Here is a 17,605-nt window from a genome sequence, read left to right on the forward strand (position 1 = left end):
TCTCCTTTTTTATTTTTTAGAAAGCATAGCTCAATCCAACGCCAAGTATTTGTTTTAGCTGTAATTTTGGACCTCTGGTTACCTGTACACCATCAACATCTTCTTTTGATTTAATATCATCGTCATAAATCATATGCGTTGCGACGCTGGCACGAACATACTTGTTTACCGTCATATCTAACTGTAATTGCCAATCTACATCGATGTTACCAAAGTGGTTGATGTAATCAGAATACAGGGAAAGACGATGGTCTAACATAATATTTTCAAAAATTTCTTTCTTAATTTGATTGGTTACCAAAAGCCCCACTTCGGTTCTGGTCTTTTTCCCGCTTCGGATTAATTCCCCATTGATATCGTAAATTGCCGGATCAACTCCAAAAGCGCCTTGGTTAGCCAAACGGGTGTCTAGAACCAACGTGTTTTTCAAAGTTAAAGGTGAAAAATAGGCTTTGAAACCTTCGTCTTTGTTGATGTATTCCGCACCGACTCCTAAGAAAATATAAGCCGGAGCAAAAGGTTTTGAAATCGCTAAATCGGTATTTGGATAAGCGTAACCATTAGTGAATTGCGTATTAAAATTGAATTTCGCCGAATAATACCAATTGGAAATCGTATCTGTTTTAAAGCCAGCGGTAGAGTTCAATTGAACGGCATCATCCGTTTTTCTTGATTCGCGTCCATCCTGTTTGTTTAAACCGTAGCGGGCAATCAATTCGTTGTGCCAAACAAAACGATCTTTAGTATACTTTCGCATAAAAGCGCCTTTCACTATTCCAGATATGGAGTTTTCACCACCGGCGTTCCAGTTCACAAAAGAAACTTGGGTCAAATCGAGACCTACGATGTTTTTTCCAGTCCAACGTTTGATGGTGTCGGTTTCTTCAGTGCGGATAATGTCTTGGGCAAAAGTGTATTGGTAAGTGAATAGGCAAAGAATTCCTAAACATAAGGATTTAAGGCAATTCATAATAGTAGTTAGGTTTAATTTGGTGCAAAAATCAGCATTTTCAATGACTTGAAAAAATTGTTGTCAAACTATTAACGTCAATCTCACAAATTTGTTGTTGTTCTGTTACAGTAGCTTGCTCGATAAAAATGTCGGGGATACCCAAATTTTTAACCGGAATGGAATAGGAATGTTCCGTTACGAATGTGTTGATGCTACTTCCGAAGCCACCGATAATCGTACCGTCTTCAATAGTAATGATTTTGGAATGTTTTTTACAGATATCATGAAGCATTTCTGCATCCAACGGTTTTACAAACGGAAAGTGATACTGTGAAAATTTTGCAGCATTTGGAATTTTTTGCAGCGCTTCAATTGTATTATTGCCGATGAAACCGGTAGAAAGAATTGCGACAGAACTTCCTTTTTGGAGTTCAACCGCTTTTCCGATTTCAATTTTCTGAAACGGTTTTTGCCAATCCGTAGTAATCCCGCGGCCTCTCGGATAACGAATCGCAATAGGATGTTCAAGTCCAAGTTGCGCCGTAAACATGATATTGCGAAGTTCAATTTCGTCGATTGGGGCACAAAGAATAAGATTTGGGATGCAATTCAGATACGCCAAATCGTAAACCCCGTGGTGTGTTGCGCCGTCTTCGCCCACTAATCCGGCTCTGTCCAAACAGAAAATAACGGGTAGGTTTTGCAAGGCAACATCGTGAATCACCTGATCGTAAGCACGTTGCAAAAAAGTTGAATAGATATTGCAGAAAACCACCACGCCTTGCGTTGCCATTCCAGCAGCCAAGGTTACGGCATGTTGTTCGGCGATACCCACATCAATTGCTCGGTCTGGGAAAGCTTCCATCATGTATTTCATGGATGAACCCGTTGGCATGGCTGGAGTAATACCGATGATTTTATCGTTTTGTTTCGCCAATTCCACTAAAGTATATCCGAAAACATCCTGAAATTTAGGCGGTAAATTAGCTTCCGATTTGGGTAAAATCTCTCCTGTTGAAGGGTTGAATTTTCCCGGTGCATGGTATTTTACCTGATCTTCTTCGGCCAACTGCATACCTTTTCCTTTGGTGGTAATGATATGCAAGAATTTTGGTCCTTTTTTGCTTTTTAAACGTTTTAATTCTTTTAAAAGGGCATTGAGGTCGTGACCGTCAATCGGACCGGTATAATCAAAATTAAGCGACTTGATGATGTTATTGTCTTTCGGATTTTTACCTTCTTTAACCGAAGTCAAATAATCTTTCAAAGCGCCAACACTGGGGTCAATTCCGATAGCGTTATCGTTTAGGATGACTAATAAATTAGCGTCGGTTACACCAGCATGGTTCAAGCCTTCAAAAGCCATTCCGGAGGCAATCGAAGCGTCGCCAATTACGGCAATATGCTGTTTTTCGGTTTCGCCTTTTAAATTGGAAGCTATCGCCATCCCTAAAGCCGCTGAAATTGAAGTGGAAGAGTGACCTACACCAAAAGTATCGAATTCGCTTTCGCTGCGTTTCGGAAATCCAGAGATTCCATCTAACTGACGGTTAGTGTGAAAATTGTCTTTTCGTCCGGTTAGGATTTTATGCCCGTAAGCCTGATGACCGACATCCCAAACCAATAAATCGTGCGGTGTGTTGAAAATGTAATGTAAAGCAATGGTTAATTCGACAACTCCTAAACTTGCGCCCAAATGCCCTTCTTTTTGCGAAACAATATCGATGATAAAATCGCGGAGTTCCTGGGCTAAAAAAGGCAATTGTTCCGGAGTGAGTTTCCGTAAATCGCTGGGAGTGTTGATATTTTGCAGGAGTTTTTCCGACATACTGCAAATGTACGATTTGAAATCGCTACTAGCAAATTGTTTGTTTAAGCAAACATCAATAAACGAATATGCGATACCATATGCACCTATAAAAAATGAAATCTTTGCATATGAAATTGTATTTTTGTTTTTATGGAAAATATTTTCACTGACGAATATTTTATGAAGAAAGCCTTGCAGGAAGCAGAAGTAGCTTTTGGAAAAGGCGAAATTCCTGTTGGCGCGGTTGTAGTTATTGATAATCGGGTAATTGCCCGAACGCATAATTTGACCGAAATGCTAACCGATGTAACAGCTCATGCGGAAATGCAGGCGATTACGTCTTCAGCGAATTTTTTAGGTGGAAAATATTTGAAAGACTGCACGTTGTATGTGACTTTAGAACCGTGTCAGATGTGTGCGGGAGCCTTGTATTGGTCACAGATTTCGAAAATTGTGTATGGCGCCAGTGATGAACAACGCGGCTATAAAAAAATGGGAACGCAATTGCATCCGAAAACGGTTGTGGTGAGTGGTGTGCTCGAAACAGAATGTGCTGCTTTAATGAAAGAATTCTTCAAAAAAAGACGGTAACTAGCCCCGATGGAAGCGTCATCCTTTTACGATGACTGAGTTTTCCGAAGGCTTCGTAAAAGATATAGCGTACAGCGGGAACAAGCTCCTGAAACATAAAAGCATAAAAAAAACCGCCTCATTTCACAACGGGCGGTTTTAGGTTATTTGATTTCATTTCCTTCTTTGTCAAAGAAATGATACTCTAAGTACGTGTAAGCGTCACGAGGTATGATTTTCACCCATTTCTTATGCTCGAAAAACCATTTCGAACGTAAGGATGGAAAACCTTTGGTAAGGTAAGCGGCCACAAAAGGGTGTGCATTTAAAATGACTTTTTTGTGTTCGCGGATAATGCGTTCAAGATCAGCCGCTATTTTGTCGACAATCAAGATTGGAGCTTCGATTTCCCCGTTTTTTTCGTTAGGGTCTTCTTCTCTTGTGTTGATCGATACTTCCGGTCTGACTCTTTGTCTAGTAATTTGAATCAATCCAAATTTGCTAGGAGGCAAGATTTTGTGTTTGGCCTTGTCGTCACTCATTTCTTCTTTCAGAAAATCGTAAAGGGTTTTACGGTTCTCCGGATTTTGCATATCAATGAAATCGACTACAATAATTCCTCCCATGTCGCGAAGTCGTAACTGTCGGGCAATTTCTGCCGCGGCAATCATGTTCACTTCTAAAGCGGTGTCTTCCTGATTGGTAGCTTTGTTAGAACGGTTACCGCTGTTTACGTCGATAACGTGCAAAGCTTCGGTATGTTCGATAATCAGATATGCTCCTTTGCTCATCGAAACCGTTTTTCCGAAAGACGTTTTAATTTGTCGTTCAATGTGATATTTCTCAAAAAGAGGAAGTTCTTTCGACTGATAATGTTTGACGATGTTGACTTTTGAAGGAGCTATCTCTTGCAAATAGTCCTTGGTCTGGTAATACAAATCCTCATCATCCACGTGAATACCGGTAAAGGTATCGTTGAAAACGTCTCTTAATATCGAAGAAGCTTTGTTGACTTCTCCCAATACTTTCGAAGGATGATGAGCGGTTGGTATCCGTTTGCACATTGCTGACCATTTGTCGAGCAAATTCTGCAAGTCTCTGTCCAGTTCGGCTACTTTTTTGCCTTCGGCTACTGTACGGACAATAACGCCGAATCCTTTCGGTTTGATGGATTGAACCAAGCGTTTCAAGCGGTCTTTTTCTTCTTTGGAATCGATTTTCTGAGAAACCGAAACACGATCTGAAAAAGGTACTAAAACCACATATCTTCCGGCCAAGGATAATTCCGAACTGATTCGGGGACCTTTGGTGGAAATTGGTTCTTTCACAACCTGAACTAAAATTGACTGGTTGGCACTCAACACATCGCTGATGGCGCCGTCTTTGTTGATTTCCGGTTCGAAAGGAAAATTTTTGAGAGTGAAATCTTTTATTTTACCTGCGCTTACAAGTTTGATGAATTTCATCACTGAAGAAAGATTCGGACCCAAATCGTGATAGTGCAAAAACGCATCTTTCTCGAAACCTACGTTAACAAACGCAGCATTCAGTCCCGGCACTGGTTTACGGATTTTAGCGATGAAAATATCACCTACTGAAAATCCGGCTTTTTCGTCGCCGCCTTCTTCTTTGTGTAATTCAATCAGTTTTCCATCTTTTAATAAGGCAAAATCTACAGCGTCTGAACCCGAGCGAATAATTAATTCTTTGTTCATGCGGTACATTTTTATCCATACTTTTAAGTGAAAAGTGAAAAGTGAAAAGTGAAAAGTGGTGTTTCTTAAAGTAAGAATGACTTATCCCTTATTTCTTATCCCTTATTCCTGAATTGTACAGATGGATTAAACATTTTTTACAGGTATTTTTACCCGAAGGATATTCAGTTGGCAGTCGCAGTTTTCAGTTTTTTAGCCAGAATGCTGACTGAGACTGAGACTGGAAACTGATTTTCCGTTGTCAATGAACTTTTTAATTTAAAAAGAAAAAAGTAGCTTTAGACTACTTTTTCTTTTTATGGCGGTTAGCTCTCGCTCTTTTTTTACGTTTGTGCGTCGCTACCTTATGTCTTTTTCTTTTTTTACCACTTGGCATAGTGTACGTGTTTAGTGATTAATAAATAATTATTTTACTTCAGTGTTAGTTTTTACTCCGTCAACAAAGATTTTTGCTGGTTTGAAAGCAGGAATGTTGTGCGCCGGAATTTTAATAGTAGTATTTTTAGAAATGTTTCTTCCTGTTTTTTCAGCTCTTGTTTTGATGATAAAACTTCCGAAACCTCTTAAATATACGTTGTCTCCAGTTTCTAGTGAGCTTTTTACTTCGTCCATAAAAGACTCAACTGTTGCCTGTACGTCTCCTTTTTCTAAGCCTAATTTCTCTGAAATTTTAGCTACGATGTCTGCTTTCGTCATTTTCTTTCTTTTTATTTTAGAATAATGTGTATTTTTTTGAGTGTGCAAATATAGCAATTAAAAAAACAAATTTTCAAGCTAAATGATTAAAATTTAGTCACATAAAGTTTTATTTTTGTTTTCCAATTTTTTTAACATGAATTTTGCTAACTCGTTAATTTCATGGTATTTACAGAATAAACGCGATTTGCCTTGGCGAAAAACGAACAATCCATACCATATTTGGCTTTCCGAAATTATGCTGCAACAAACGCGAGTTGCACAAGGAATGCCGTATTATTTTGCATTTAGAGAAGCCTTTCCAACAGTGCACGATTTAGCGACTGCCGATGAAGAAAAAGTACTGAAATTATGGCAAGGTTTGGGTTACTATTCTCGTGCTCGAAATTTGCATGCCACAGCTAAATATGTTGCTTTTGAAAACAAAGGAAGCTTTCCGGATAATTTTCAAGATTTGAAGCAGTTGAAAGGTGTTGGTGAATACACTGCTGCTGCCATTGCGTCGATTGCTTTTGGTGAAAGTGTTCCGGTTGTTGATGGAAATGTATTTCGCGTCTTGTCGCGCTATTTTGGAATAGAAACCGATGTCGCCTCATCAGGTGCTAAGAAAGAATTTTTTGAATTGGCAGCTTCGTTGTTGCCAAAAGGGAAAGCGTCGGAATTCAATCAGGCTATGATGGAATTTGGCGCTTTGCAATGTGTTCCGAAAAACCCGAATTGTACTGAGTGTATTTTTAATGGAAGTTGTTCAGCTTTGAAAGATGGAAAAGTGTCGCAACTTCCGGTTAAATCCAAAAAAACAAAAGTCACCAATCGGTATTTCAACTATTTGATTGTTAAAGATGGTGAAGGGAAGTCGATTATTCAGAAACGCACGGCAAAAGGAATCTGGTATAATCTTTACGAATTTCCGTTGCTTGAAACCGATAACGAGACTGATTTTGAGACAACTGAAGCCTTAATTCAAAACTACGATTTCGGATTTAAAGTAAAGCATATCAAACCATTGCATCACGAAGTTATCGTACACAAATTATCACATCAACATCTGCGAATTCGGTTTTGGGAAGTGGAAACCGACGCGGTTCTTCCGTCGGCTTTGCGTTTATCGGCGATTCAGGAATTTCCCTTTCCTATCGTGATTCATAATTTTATGGAGCAATATTGGACAAATTGAAAGGAAAATGATTACATTTGAGTAAACTTAAATCTACAAGCCATGAACGGTACCTTAAACAAAGTAATTTTGATCGGACATTTGGGAGACGACGTAAAAATGCATTATTTCGAAGGTGGCAACTGCATCGGACGTTTTCCATTAGCGACCAACGAAGTGTATATCAATAAAACTACAGGAGAGAAGATTACTTCTACAGAATGGCACAATTTGGTTGTGCGCAATAAAGCGGCTGAAATCTGTGAAAAATATTTATCCAAAGGTGATAAAATTTATGTGGAAGGCCGTATCAAATCCCGCCAATGGCAAACCGACGAAGGCGTAACCAAATACACTACCGAAATTCAGGTGACCGAATTCACTTTTTTAACTGTGAAAAAAGAAGTGGAAAACAAGTCTTCTGGCTTTTCACAATCGGGTGATATGTCGCGAGGTTCGTCTTATGATGCGCCACCAACCAATCTAGAAGGTGACGATTTGCCGTTTTAACACAATCCGTTGAAAATAAACTTGCTGAAACGCCGTTTCCTACTGTATCTTTGCCCGCAATTCGTGTAAAGTTTTAGATGATGATTTTAAAGAGATTTTTAATTTTTTCAGGTTTTCTGTTTGCGATGACTATGATAGGCTGTAAAGGCGACACTGTTCCGAAACCGGAAAGTCATTTGCGTTTGGATTATCCGATGGCAAAATACAGTTCGTTTTCCAATAGTTCGCAAAACTGCTCGTTTACGTTTGAAGTAAATGAAAGCTCGAAAGTGAAAATGAAACAGGATTGTTCGATGGAAATTGGATATCCGAAGATGAAAGCAACCATTTATCTGAACTACAAACCGGTTAATGGAAACATTGACCATTTGTTGCGCGATGCTCAAAAGCTAACGTATGAACACGTAGTGAAAGCCGATGATATAGCGGAACAACCGTTCTTAAACCCAGCTAACAAAGTATACGGAATGTTTTATCAGGTCGGCGGAAACGCGGCAACCAACGCCCAGTTTTATGTAACTGACAGTACGAGAAATTTCATTGTTGGTTCGGTTTATTTTTATGCTAAACCCAATTACGATTCTATTTTACCTGCTGCGGCTTATATTAAAAACGATATGCGTAAAATTATGGAGAGCATTCGCTGGAAGTAATTTTTGAAAATAATTATAAAAAAAGGAACTCATTTGAGTTCCTTTTTTAGTTCTGGCCAACAATCAGTTGGTGCATTTTGTGTTCAAATAGCAGATTTGTAATTGGCAACTTTATAGGTTTTACCATCGGCTACACCTTCAACTAGTTTGGTTAGCGAGGCTTCGTTGTTGATAGTTTTGTCGAAAGAAACCGTGGCAGTTTTCGATTCAAAATCTACTTTCGCTTCTTTGATTCCTTCGGTTTCAGTAATTTTTTTCTCGATAGTAGCCGCACAACCCATAGCGCAGGTCATTCCTTCGATTTGGAAACTTGCCGTAGCTAGATTTTCCGGAGCGATTTCTTTTTTAGCGACAGGAGTTGCTACTGAAGCCGTTTCAGTTGTTTTGCTTTCTTCCTTTTTGCAAGCGGTTAACGATAAACCAGCCAGCATAACTGTGAAAAGTGATTTTGAAAAAGTCATATTGTGTATTTTATTTTTTCCTGTTTCCGACAAAATTATTTAAAAAAAATCCGGAATTTCAATTAAATAACAGAATTTTGGCAAACAAATTCAACGATATGGAATCCAAACACACGAAATGGCTTTTGTTAGCTGCCTTGGCTTTAATCTGGGGAAGTTCTTTCATTTTAATCAAACGCGGTTTGGTAGGTTTGAATCCGTTTCAGGTAGGTTCGCTACGGATGTTGTTTGCGGCTGCTTTTCTCTTGCTATTTTGTTTTAAAAGTCTGGCTCAGATTCCGCGAAACAAATGGAAATATATTGCACTGACGGCTCTTACCGGAACCTTTGTGCCGGCTTTTTTATTTGCGATTGCGCAAAGTGAAATTGATAGTTCGATTAGTGCCATTCTAAATTCACTCACGCCGCTAAATGCCTTAATTTTAGGAGTGATGTTCTTCGGATTGGCTTTTCAGCGGAATCAGTTTGTTGGCGTTGTGATTGGTTTAGCCGGAAGTTTACTGTTGATTTTGAGTGGTGCATCCCACAATCCGGATCAGAATTATTTTTATGCACTTTTTGTGGTTGTAGCAACTTTATGTTATGCAGCGAATGTCAATTTTATTAAAAAATATTTATCCGATGTAAATCCCATCAGTATCACGACAGGGAATTTTGCGGTTTTAGCGATTCCGGCTTTGGTTATTTTGAGCGGAACAGGTTTTTTTGGTCAGATTTCTGAAAGTAATGTGCAGCATTCCGTTATGTTTATTGCGATTTTAGGAATAGTCGGAACCGGAATTGCCAACATTTTGTTTTTCAAACTGATCCAGATGACGTCGCCGGTTTTTGCTGCTTCTTCTGCGTATTTGTTTCCCGTAGTGGCTATTTTTTGGGGTGTATTGGATGGAGAAGATTTGGGTTGGATTCAGCTTGTGGGCGGAATTATTATTTTATTAGGCGTCTATCTTTCCTCCAAAAAATAAAAGGCCACCCGAAGGCAGCCTTTCTTTATAATTTTCAGAAAATCTTATTTGAAGTCTTCAGAAGAAATACCTTCGTTGATTTTTACGTCTGTAGTCATCAATTTTAGGTCAATTCCGATGTTCATGTCGATTTCGTGTGGGAATTTAATTCCTTTTACTTCTTTGTAGTTGCTGTAGTAAGTTGTTTGTGTCATTTTCTGACCACCTTGTTCTACTTCTTTAGCTTCTGCAACTTTTAAACCAGATTTTACATCGAAGAAATATTTTGTTTTGTCATTTTTCACCACATAAGCATCGTTTCCGTTAATGGTTTCGATACTTTCCAACTTAGCGTTAGGGTTTGAAGCCAAAGTTAACTCTTCGAATGGCATAGCGCCTTCTTTCTGCTCTTTGAACTCATCTGCAGTGAAATCTTTTCTTTGTCCTTGCATTACAGCATAACCCGATTTGTCGCCGATTACTTGTTTCATTACAGACATTCCCATAGCTTTCATTTCAGAAGCCATTTTCTTGTCTGAAGTAACTTTAGTGGTCAATTCAACCGGAGTTCCTTGAATAGTTCCTGAAGAAACCGTCATTACCGATTTAACTGCTTTCAAAGCTTTCTCACCACCAATTGCGTTGATGTAGTTTGTGAAAACTGTTTTAGCTGTTACTCCTGCAGGAATTGGAATGCTAACTTTTGGTTTTTCAGTTGGATTACCGAATTTGTCGAAATACATGATTGGTAATTTTTGTTTAGCACTCATTTTTTCTAAGTTTGGCAATACTTCAGAAGCTTTACCAACAATTACGATACGAGTGTTATCGGCTAAGAAATATTTGTTAGCCACCGCTTTGATTTCTTCTGCAGTTACCGCATTGATGTTTTTCAAGTAGTTTTCGTAGAAATCAGCTGGTAATTTTTGTGTTTCCGTGTTTAACGCATAGCGAGCAATAGTTGCTGGTTTTTCGATTTGCATTACGAAGTTACCCACGTATTTTGCTTTAGCATTTGTCAATTCTTCAGCAGAAACTAAATCGGTTCTGATTTTTTTCAATTCGCTTAAGAATTCCACAACAGCACTATCCGTAACTGCATTACGAACTGAAGCTCCAGAACGGAATTTAGAAACATATTTTCCAGAACCTAAAGAAGAATAAGCTCCGTATGTCCATCCGTGTGCTTCACGTAAATTTAAGAACAAACGACCTTCTCCACCACCACCAAGAATTTGGTTGGCTAAGATACCAGCGAAATATTCTTTATCAGTCATTTTTAAATTAACAGTGTTTACTAAAGCGATTTCAGATTGAACCGCATTTGGCATATCTACAAAGTTAATTTGCGTGTACTGTAAGTTTTTAGGGTCAGAGTACGTTAAAGCTGGAGCTGTAGCTTTTTTCCATGAACCGAATTGTTTTTCAACCATTTTCTGAACATCTTTTGCTTTAACATCACCTACGATAACTAAGTAAGCATTTCCTGGCACATAGTAGGTGTTGTAGTTTAAAACCACATCGTTCAACGTTACGTTGTTGATAGTACCTTCGCTTAAGTATTCACCATTAGGGTGGTTTTTACCGAAAGCCAAAACGTCTTCTACACGACCCGCAACAGAAGTTACGCTTTTTTCGTCAGCTTTTAAGCCTTCAATAAGTTTTGCTTTTTCTTTGTCGAATTCTTCCTGAGTGAAAACAGGGTTTAAGGCTCCGTCTGACATCAATTCTAAAATTCTTCCGGAATATTTAGACAATCCGCTCGCGAATGCACCATTAGCATTAAAGCTGATGTTTGCTCCTAAAAAATCGATTTCTTCGTTGAAAGCGTCTTTCGACATTTTTTTAGTTCCGTTACCAATCATAGCGCTTGCTAAATCGGCAACCCCTTTTTTATCGCCTTCTGCATAAGGAGCATTGTCGATGGTAAGGTTGTAAGAAACTCTTGGTAATTTGTGGTTTTCCACTACCAATACCTTTAAACCGTTTTTAAGCGTGAACGTAGTTGGTTTTCCAACATTCACAACAGGTGCAGGTCCTGGTTTTGGTTGTGTTCTGTCTTGTGCTTGCATGGTTATTGCTAAAAATAAACTTGCTGCTATATAAATGTATTTTTTCATATTCTTGATCCGTTACGCTTAGTTTTGTGCTTTGTCTTTCGCTGGAACATAATCTAAAATCAAACGTTGGTTCGGGTTTAGATATTTTTTAGCGGCTTCTCTGATTTCTTCTCTTGTGATAGAACGGAAGATGTCAATTTCAGTATTGATTAAGTTTACATCACCGTACAACAAATAGTAAGAAGCTAAGTTTTCTGCAATACCTTCTACGCTTGCATTGCTGTTTACGTATTGGTTTTCGAATTTGTTCTGAAGTTTTTGGAAATCTTTCTCAGAAATTAATTCTGTTTGGATTTTCACGATTTCTTCATCCACTTCTTTCAACAAACTTTCAGTAGTGTTTTGCCCCATTGGAAGTCCGTATAAAATGTACATTCCGTAGTCTTCCTGAGAATAGTTGAACGCTCCGATTTGCAACGCCATTTTCTTGTCATCTACTACTTTTTTGTACAATTTAGAACTTTTACCGTCTGATAAATACGAAGAAATCATGTCTAATACACGAGCATCACGAGTTTTCATTGATGGTGTTCTGTATGTAGCTACCATCATCGGAATCTGGATGTTCGGATCTTGCCATGTTGCTTTGATTGGCGACGTGATTGGCGCTTCTTCAAATTTCTGACGCGTTACCGGAGTTCCTTTTGGAATTGCACTGAAATAATTGCTGATCCAAGTTTTAGCCTGTGCTGAATCGAAATCTCCTGCTACTACTAAAACCGCATTGTTCGGAATGTAGAATTTTTTGTTGAACGCTTGGAATTCCTCTAAAGTAGCGGCATCCAAATGTTCCATTTCGCCAATAGTTGTCCATTTGTACGGGTGTACTTTGAACATGTTTTCTTTTACGGCTTTGATTAAGTTTCCGTAAGGCTGATTGTCAACACGTAAACGTTTTTCTTCTTTTACAACCTCATTTTGCGTATCAACACCAACTTGGTTGATAACCGGGTGCATTAAACGCTCCGATTCCATCCATAAAGCAAGTTGTAAGTTGTTAGAAGGGAAAACTTCATAGTAATACGTTCTGTCGTCAGTAGTGTTAGCGTTGTTGTTTCCGCCATTAGCAGTTACAAGTTTAAACCAATCACCACGAGCGATATTTTTAGTTCCTTCGAATAATAAATGTTCGAAAAAGTGAGCGAAACCAGTACGGTTTGGCTGTTCGTCTTTAGCACCCACATGGTACATTACGGAAGTGATTACAACCGGAGCAGATTTGTCTTGGTGTAAGATTACATGCAAGCCGTTGTCCAGATTGTACTCTTCAAAGGTTACTTTTTGAGCTGAAGCAACACTTCCTAGCATTAACGCTGTACTCAAAGCCATTAAAGATTTTTTCATAAGGATTAATAGTTGTTTATAATTCATCAATGAGTGTGCAATTTCGTGATTTTGTTACAAATAGCATAAATTTTTTTCAAATAAGCTGATATTTAGAATTTTACGATATATTTTCACGAAAGAAGTTGCGAACTAAAGAAATAGTTGTATATTTGTACACTTAAAAAATTAATTAAACATTATTGTTATGTACGCAATCGTAGAGATAGCAGGGCAACAATTCAAAGTAAGCAAAGACTTAAAGGTGTATGTTCACCGTTTGGCTGCAGAAGAAGGTGCGAAAATTTCTTTCGACAAAGTTCTTTTGTTAGACGATAACGGAAACGTTACTTTAGGCGCCCCAGCTGTAGAAGGTGCTTCAGTAGAAGCCAAAGTGTTACAACACTTAAAAGGTGACAAAGTAATCGTTTTCAAAAAGAAACGTAGAAAAGGTTACCAAAAGAAAAACGGTCACAGACAAGCTTTGACTCAAATCGTTATCGAGAACATCGTTGGTGGTGGAGCAAAGAAAAAAGCGACTAAAAAAGCGGAAGCTACAGAAGAATAATTATTAACATTTAAAACCAATACGTCATGGCTCACAAGAAAGGTGTCGGTAGTTCCAAGAATGGTAGAGAATCAGAATCGAAACGTTTAGGCGTTAAGATTTATGGTGGTCAAGCTGCTATCGCAGGAAACATTATCGTAAGACAAAGAGGTTCTAAGCACAATGCCGGTGAAAACGTTTACATGGGTAAAGATCATACTTTACATGCAAAAGTTGACGGTGTGGTAAAATTCCAGAAAAAAGGAGACAACAAGTCTTTCGTTTCTGTAATTCCATTCGAAGCATAAGAAATACTCTTAATAATATTGAAAAACCCATTCTGATTCAGGATGGGTTTTTTGTTTTTAGAATGGATTATTCATCTAAATTGACAAATTCTACAGTTCTTTTATGTTTTTCATATTTGCCTAATCTTATACTGCTTTTACGATGGTCTTTCGAAGAATATAAAACTTTGAATTCACAACCTACACACCCTTTTCTTTTATTGAAGCCGTAAAAACCGTTAGTTCCAATGCTGTTTGAGTAGGTTTTTCCGTCTATGTTATATTTAAAATAGAGCGAATATGAGCCTCTGCTACTATATTCGAACTTCTCAATGGTTCCTACTGTTTCTTTTTTATTCTCTTTTATCTCTTTAAAATAAAAAAACTGTTTGATAATAGATGCTGTTATTAGGAGGAAGGCTGCTATAATTATATATTTTCCATACTCTTCTAAATAGGACTTAAGTTTTTCAAGATGACTCATTATGAGGTTTTTTGCTTAGTAATTCAGCATTATTTATCTTTTTTCAAATGTATTAAATCTAAACAAAAAACCCTCACATCACTGCAAGGGTTTCTCTATTCTAAATTCTAACTTCAGAATTAGTATCTGTAATATTCCGGTTTGAACGGACCTTGAACTTCTACACCGATGTACGCTGCTTGTTCGTTGTTTAAAGTCTCTAATTCAACGCCTAATTTCGCCAAGTGTAACGCAGCTACTTTCTCATCTAAGTGTTTCGGTAACATGTATACTTCGTTTTTGTACGCAGCACTGTTATTCCATAACTCTAATTGCGCCAAAGTTTGATTTGTGAACGAGTTAGACATTACAAAAGATGGGTGCCCTGTAGCGCAACCTAAGTTTACTAAACGTCCTTCAGCTAAGATGATGATGTCATTACCGTTAACGTTGTACTTGTCAACCTGAGGTTTGATTTCGATTTTAGAAGCACCGTGGTTTTTGTTCAACCAAGCCATGTCGATTTCGTTGTCGAAGTGACCGATGTTACAAACAATAGTTTTGTCTTTCATTGCCTCGAAGTGTTTTCCAACAACGATATCTTTGTTTCCTGTAGTAGTGATAACGATATCAGCATTACCTACAACAGTATCTAATTTTTTAACTTCAAAACCATCCATAGCTGCTTGTAAAGCACAAATTGGGTCGATTTCAGTAACCGTTACGATAGAACCAGCACCACGGAAAGAAGCCGCTGTACCTTTACCTACGTCACCGTATCCACAAACTACAACTCTTTTACCTGCTAACATTACGTCAGTAGCACGACGGATGGCATCCACCGCAGATTCTTTACAACCGTATTTGTTGTCAAATTTCGATTTCGTAACTGAATCGTTTACGTTGATAGCCGGCATGAACAAAGTTCCGTTTTTCATTCTTTCGTACAAACGGTGAACTCCTGTAGTAGTTTCTTCTGATAAACCTTTAATTCCAGGAATTAATTCTGGGTAACGGTCAAAAACCATGTTGGTTAAGTCTCCACCATCATCCAAAATCATGTTCAATGGTTTTCTGTCTTCACCAAAGAATAAAGTTTGCTCGATACACCAGTCAAAAGACTCTTCATCAAGACCTTTCCAAGCATAAACCTGAATTCCGGCAGCAGCAATCGCAGCAGCAGCCTGATCTTGCGTAGAGAAAATGTTACAAGAAGACCAAGTAACTTCAGCTCCTAAAGCGATTAATGTTTCGATTAAAACCGCAGTTTGGATAGTCATGTGCAAACATCCTGCAATACGCGCTCCTTTTAAAGGCTGGCTTGCACCATATTCTGCACGAAGCGCCATTAATCCTGGCATTTCAGCTTCTGCTAATTCAATTTCTTTTCTTCCCCAAGCCGCAAGATTGATGTCTTTTACTTTGTAGGCTACAAATGGAATGGTTGTTGTACTCATCTATTTTGTATATTTGATTTAATAATTGTCCGATGAATTTCGGATTGCAAATTTACGGATTTCCTTTTATTTTCCTATTGCTTTTTACTTAATTTTGAAAAGTTTAAGATTATAATCTTTTGATAAACAAGACGATACCAAATGCCTTTTTTTAAAGAAATTATCATCGACGGTTGTGCTCGGGTTTTACTCTGGAAAATCGAGGAAGATTTTAACGTGCTATTTCGCGCGGTTTCTTTGAAAGATGTTTCGCTGGCTAGGTTAGAAGGAATGAAATCCGAAAGTCATCAGAAAGGATTTATTTGTGTTCGGATGCTGTTGCAACATTGCGGTTACACGGATTTTGACTTGTATTATGACGAATTAGGTAAGCCACATTTAAATGACGGAACACATATTTCTATTTCCCATTCTTTCGATTTTTCGGCGATTGTTTTGAGTGATGCCAACATCGGATTGGATATCGAGCAGATTAAAGAAAAAGTACTTCGAATTGCGCCTCGATTTATGGATGTTTCCCATTTGGAAAATTTATCGGAAGCTGAACAAATGAGAAAAGCCACGGTAGTCTGGGGTGTAAAAGAAGCTGTTTTTAAACTCAAAAACGAAGTTGGTATCAGTTTCCCAGAACATATTTTTGAAGATCAATTTCAGTTGACCGATAAAGAAGGAACTGCCCAATTGCACTTTAATAATACAATTGAACAGTATTCGTTTTTCTTCGAAGAAGTTGAGAATTACATGTTGGTTTGTGTTAAAGAGTTGTTCAGTTAGCTTAAAATGAACTGATTCAAAATAATCGCAAAACAGCTAATAAATACACTTGTCCAAATTAAATTGAAGACCAGTTTCGGTTTTTGTTGTGATAAAATGGCGCCGTTTACAAAGCTACACGCAATTACAACCAAGGCAAGTTGAAACATCTGAAAAAATGACGTTCCTTTTTGTAAAATATACATCGCTGCAGCGCCGCCCAAACAACTTTGCCCGATGATGGCTAACGTAGCAAATCCTAAATATCCTTTTTGAAAATCCTCTAATGTTTTTTGATATAATGTCATGATTTCTATGGTTTTATAGTACAAATTTACGGTGGTGAACAGCGATGGTTTTATGATAAAAATCATGTTCTGCTAAAAAAGATTTTCAGATACTTTTGATGCATTTTCAGACAATCAGGGTTTTTACAGAAAAAATAAAAGCCTATTTTTACCGAATCAAATGAAACCGATGTATTATCACGATATTGTAACTGCCAAAAGAGAAGGGCGAAAGCTTTTAGCCATTTTGCTCGATCCGGATAAAATCACGCTGGACGACTTGCCTGTTTTGATTCAGAAAATCAAGCAGTCGCCGGCTACGCATATTTTTGTGGGAGGAAGTATCGTGGAAACCAACATCATTGATACATTGATTGTGCAGCTTAAAAAGGATACCGATTTGCCGGTGGTTTTATTTCCGGGTAATCCGTCCCAAATTTCTGCTGAAGCGGATGCGATTTTATTTCTGACCTTACTTTCCGGAAGAAATCCTGATTATCTGATTGAACATCAGGTGAATGCCGTTCCGATGTTAAAAAAGACCAATTTGGAAATCATTTCCACCGGATATATTTTAATCGAAAGTGGCGTACAAACAGCGGTAGAACGCGTGAGTAAAACCGAGCCGTTAAATCGTGATAACGCAGCTTATGTAGTGCAAACTGCTCAAGCTGGAGAATTTATCGGGAACAAATTGATTTATTTGGAAGCCGGAAGTGGTGCTAAATTATCGGTACCAATTGAAATGATTGCAAAAGTTTCACAAAATGTAACCATTCCGGTAATTGTGGGTGGCGGAATCCGTTCTAAAGAAGGAATCGATGCAGCCTATCAAGCCGGAGCCGATTTGGTGGTCATCGGAACCGCTTTTGAAAATGATAACAGTTTTTTTACCCTATAA

At 38.1% G+C, this 17,605-nt stretch carries 19 protein-coding genes; 9 read left to right on the forward strand and 10 right to left on the reverse strand.

Annotation, left to right across the window (positions count from 1 at the left end; all coding sequences use genetic code 11):
• Positions 1–16 precede the first annotated feature (16 nt).
• Positions 17–970 carry a DUF3078 domain-containing protein gene (locus RUH60_RS02400; RefSeq protein ID WP_313804861.1) on the reverse strand — a complete coding sequence of 318 codons (954 nt, stop codon included), beginning with the start codon at positions 968–970 and terminating at the stop codon, positions 17–19.
• Between the two features lie 40 nt (positions 971–1,010).
• Positions 1,011–2,780, reverse strand: coding sequence for a 1-deoxy-D-xylulose-5-phosphate synthase (locus RUH60_RS02405; protein ID WP_313804864.1), 1,770 nt, complete (start codon positions 2,778–2,780; stop codon positions 1,011–1,013).
• A gap of 132 nt (positions 2,781–2,912) precedes the next feature.
• On the opposite strand from RUH60_RS02405, the gene RUH60_RS02410 reads away from it, so the two are divergent.
• Positions 2,913–3,353, forward strand: a complete 441-nt coding sequence (locus RUH60_RS02410) for a nucleoside deaminase (RefSeq protein WP_313804866.1) — start codon at positions 2,913–2,915, stop codon at positions 3,351–3,353.
• 143 nt (positions 3,354–3,496) lie between these two features.
• On the opposite strand, the gene RUH60_RS02415 is transcribed toward RUH60_RS02410, so the two are convergent.
• Positions 3,497–5,047 carry a ribonuclease E/G gene (locus tag RUH60_RS02415; protein ID WP_313804868.1) on the reverse strand — a complete coding sequence of 517 codons (1,551 nt, stop codon included), beginning with the start codon at positions 5,045–5,047 and terminating at the stop codon, positions 3,497–3,499.
• Positions 5,048–5,452: 405 nt separating this feature from the next.
• Positions 5,453–5,791, reverse strand: a complete 339-nt coding sequence (locus tag RUH60_RS02420) for an HU family DNA-binding protein (RefSeq protein WP_313804870.1) — start codon at positions 5,789–5,791, stop codon at positions 5,453–5,455.
• Positions 5,792–5,879: 88 nt separating this feature from the next.
• On the opposite strand from RUH60_RS02420, the gene mutY reads away from it, so the two are divergent.
• From mutY to gldD, 3 genes are all read left to right on the forward strand, one after another.
• Positions 5,880–6,920, forward strand: a complete 1,041-nt coding sequence (mutY, locus tag RUH60_RS02425; RefSeq protein WP_313804872.1) for an A/G-specific adenine glycosylase — start codon at positions 5,880–5,882, stop codon at positions 6,918–6,920.
• Positions 6,921–6,962: 42 nt separating this feature from the next.
• Positions 6,963–7,409, forward strand: coding sequence for a single-stranded DNA-binding protein (locus RUH60_RS02430; protein WP_313804875.1), 447 nt, complete (start codon positions 6,963–6,965; stop codon positions 7,407–7,409).
• A gap of 80 nt (positions 7,410–7,489) precedes the next feature.
• A complete protein-coding gene (gene gldD, locus RUH60_RS02435) occupies positions 7,490–8,062 on the forward strand; it encodes a gliding motility lipoprotein GldD (protein ID WP_313805052.1) in 573 nt (190 codons plus the stop codon).
• A gap of 83 nt (positions 8,063–8,145) precedes the next feature.
• Here gldD and RUH60_RS02440 read toward each other — a convergent pair whose 3' ends face one another.
• Complete coding sequence (locus RUH60_RS02440; RefSeq protein WP_313804878.1) at positions 8,146–8,523, reverse strand: heavy metal-associated domain-containing protein; 378 nt, start codon at positions 8,521–8,523, stop codon at positions 8,146–8,148.
• A 98-nt stretch (positions 8,524–8,621) separates the two neighbouring features.
• On the opposite strand from RUH60_RS02440, the gene RUH60_RS02445 reads away from it, so the two are divergent.
• The gene (locus RUH60_RS02445; protein ID WP_313805055.1) at positions 8,622–9,488 is read left to right on the forward strand and encodes a DMT family transporter; all 867 of its coding nucleotides are present in this window, start codon (positions 8,622–8,624) and stop codon (positions 9,486–9,488) included.
• A gap of 44 nt (positions 9,489–9,532) precedes the next feature.
• On the opposite strand, the gene RUH60_RS02450 is transcribed toward RUH60_RS02445, so the two are convergent.
• Both RUH60_RS02450 and RUH60_RS02455 read right to left on the reverse strand, forming a co-directional pair.
• A complete protein-coding gene (locus RUH60_RS02450) occupies positions 9,533–11,587 on the reverse strand; it encodes an insulinase family protein (RefSeq protein WP_313804881.1) in 2,055 nt (684 codons plus the stop codon).
• Between the two features lie 18 nt (positions 11,588–11,605).
• Complete coding sequence (locus RUH60_RS02455) at positions 11,606–12,931, reverse strand: pitrilysin family protein (protein WP_313804884.1); 1,326 nt, start codon at positions 12,929–12,931, stop codon at positions 11,606–11,608.
• Between the two features lie 187 nt (positions 12,932–13,118).
• Between RUH60_RS02455 and rplU the strand changes: the two genes are divergently transcribed.
• Both rplU and rpmA read left to right on the forward strand, forming a co-directional pair.
• A complete protein-coding gene (rplU, locus tag RUH60_RS02460) occupies positions 13,119–13,478 on the forward strand; it encodes a 50S ribosomal protein L21 (RefSeq protein ID WP_313804887.1) in 360 nt (119 codons plus the stop codon).
• A gap of 26 nt (positions 13,479–13,504) precedes the next feature.
• Entirely contained in the window at positions 13,505–13,765 is a 261-nt protein-coding gene (rpmA, locus tag RUH60_RS02465; protein ID WP_026980284.1) for a 50S ribosomal protein L27, read from the forward strand.
• Positions 13,766–13,832: 67 nt separating this feature from the next.
• On the opposite strand, the gene RUH60_RS02470 is transcribed toward rpmA, so the two are convergent.
• Both RUH60_RS02470 and ahcY read right to left on the reverse strand, forming a co-directional pair.
• Positions 13,833–14,228, reverse strand: a complete 396-nt coding sequence (locus RUH60_RS02470) for a hypothetical protein (RefSeq protein ID WP_313804893.1) — start codon at positions 14,226–14,228, stop codon at positions 13,833–13,835.
• A gap of 119 nt (positions 14,229–14,347) precedes the next feature.
• Positions 14,348–15,664: an adenosylhomocysteinase gene (ahcY, locus tag RUH60_RS02475; protein ID WP_313804896.1), complete on the reverse strand. Its 1,317-nt coding sequence runs from the start codon at positions 15,662–15,664 to the stop codon at positions 14,348–14,350.
• Positions 15,665–15,805: 141 nt separating this feature from the next.
• Here ahcY and RUH60_RS02480 point away from each other — a divergent pair, with 141 nt between their 5' ends.
• Positions 15,806–16,438 (forward strand): 4'-phosphopantetheinyl transferase family protein, encoded by a 633-nt coding sequence (locus tag RUH60_RS02480; RefSeq protein ID WP_313804899.1) that lies wholly within the window; start codon positions 15,806–15,808, stop codon positions 16,436–16,438.
• On the opposite strand, the gene RUH60_RS02485 is transcribed toward RUH60_RS02480, so the two are convergent.
• Entirely contained in the window at positions 16,435–16,791 is a 357-nt protein-coding gene (locus tag RUH60_RS02485) for a hypothetical protein (protein WP_313804902.1), read from the reverse strand. The two genes, RUH60_RS02480 and RUH60_RS02485, sit on opposite strands and share 4 nt — an antisense overlap.
• A gap of 94 nt (positions 16,792–16,885) precedes the next feature.
• Between RUH60_RS02485 and RUH60_RS02490 the strand changes: the two genes are divergently transcribed.
• Positions 16,886–17,605, forward strand: coding sequence for a geranylgeranylglyceryl/heptaprenylglyceryl phosphate synthase (locus tag RUH60_RS02490; RefSeq protein ID WP_313804905.1), 720 nt, complete (start codon positions 16,886–16,888; stop codon positions 17,603–17,605).

The organism is Flavobacterium sp., from assembly GCF_032153895.1.
Classification (GTDB): domain Bacteria; phylum Bacteroidota; class Bacteroidia; order Flavobacteriales; family Flavobacteriaceae; genus Flavobacterium.

Bases quoted from the DNA above. Each gene is read 5' to 3' on its own strand.
- RUH60_RS02400 (WP_313804861.1), bottom strand. From the start codon at position 970: ATGAATTGCCTTAAATCCTTATGTTTAGGAATTCTTTGCCTATTCACT.
- RUH60_RS02405 (WP_313804864.1), bottom strand. From the start codon at position 2,780: ATGTCGGAAAAACTCCTGCAAAATATCAACACTCCCAGCGATTTACGG.
- RUH60_RS02410 (WP_313804866.1), top strand. From the start codon at position 2,913: ATGGAAAATATTTTCACTGACGAATATTTTATGAAGAAAGCCTTGCAG.
- RUH60_RS02415 (WP_313804868.1), bottom strand. From the start codon at position 5,047: ATGAACAAAGAATTAATTATTCGCTCGGGTTCAGACGCTGTAGATTTT.
- mutY (WP_313804872.1), top strand. From the start codon at position 5,880: ATGAATTTTGCTAACTCGTTAATTTCATGGTATTTACAGAATAAACGC.
- RUH60_RS02430 (WP_313804875.1), top strand. From the start codon at position 6,963: ATGAACGGTACCTTAAACAAAGTAATTTTGATCGGACATTTGGGAGAC.
- gldD (WP_313805052.1), top strand. From the start codon at position 7,490: ATGATTTTAAAGAGATTTTTAATTTTTTCAGGTTTTCTGTTTGCGATG.
- RUH60_RS02440 (WP_313804878.1), bottom strand. From the start codon at position 8,523: ATGACTTTTTCAAAATCACTTTTCACAGTTATGCTGGCTGGTTTATCG.
- RUH60_RS02445 (WP_313805055.1), top strand. From the start codon at position 8,622: ATGGAATCCAAACACACGAAATGGCTTTTGTTAGCTGCCTTGGCTTTA.
- RUH60_RS02450 (WP_313804881.1), bottom strand. From the start codon at position 11,587: ATGAAAAAATACATTTATATAGCAGCAAGTTTATTTTTAGCAATAACC.
- RUH60_RS02455 (WP_313804884.1), bottom strand. From the start codon at position 12,931: ATGAAAAAATCTTTAATGGCTTTGAGTACAGCGTTAATGCTAGGAAGT.
- rplU (WP_313804887.1), top strand. From the start codon at position 13,119: ATGTACGCAATCGTAGAGATAGCAGGGCAACAATTCAAAGTAAGCAAA.
- rpmA (WP_026980284.1), top strand. From the start codon at position 13,505: ATGGCTCACAAGAAAGGTGTCGGTAGTTCCAAGAATGGTAGAGAATCA.
- RUH60_RS02470 (WP_313804893.1), bottom strand. From the start codon at position 14,228: ATGAGTCATCTTGAAAAACTTAAGTCCTATTTAGAAGAGTATGGAAAA.
- ahcY (WP_313804896.1), bottom strand. From the start codon at position 15,664: ATGAGTACAACAACCATTCCATTTGTAGCCTACAAAGTAAAAGACATC.
- RUH60_RS02480 (WP_313804899.1), top strand. From the start codon at position 15,806: ATGCCTTTTTTTAAAGAAATTATCATCGACGGTTGTGCTCGGGTTTTA.
- RUH60_RS02485 (WP_313804902.1), bottom strand. From the start codon at position 16,791: ATGATTTTTATCATAAAACCATCGCTGTTCACCACCGTAAATTTGTAC.
- RUH60_RS02490 (WP_313804905.1), top strand. From the start codon at position 16,886: ATGAAACCGATGTATTATCACGATATTGTAACTGCCAAAAGAGAAGGG.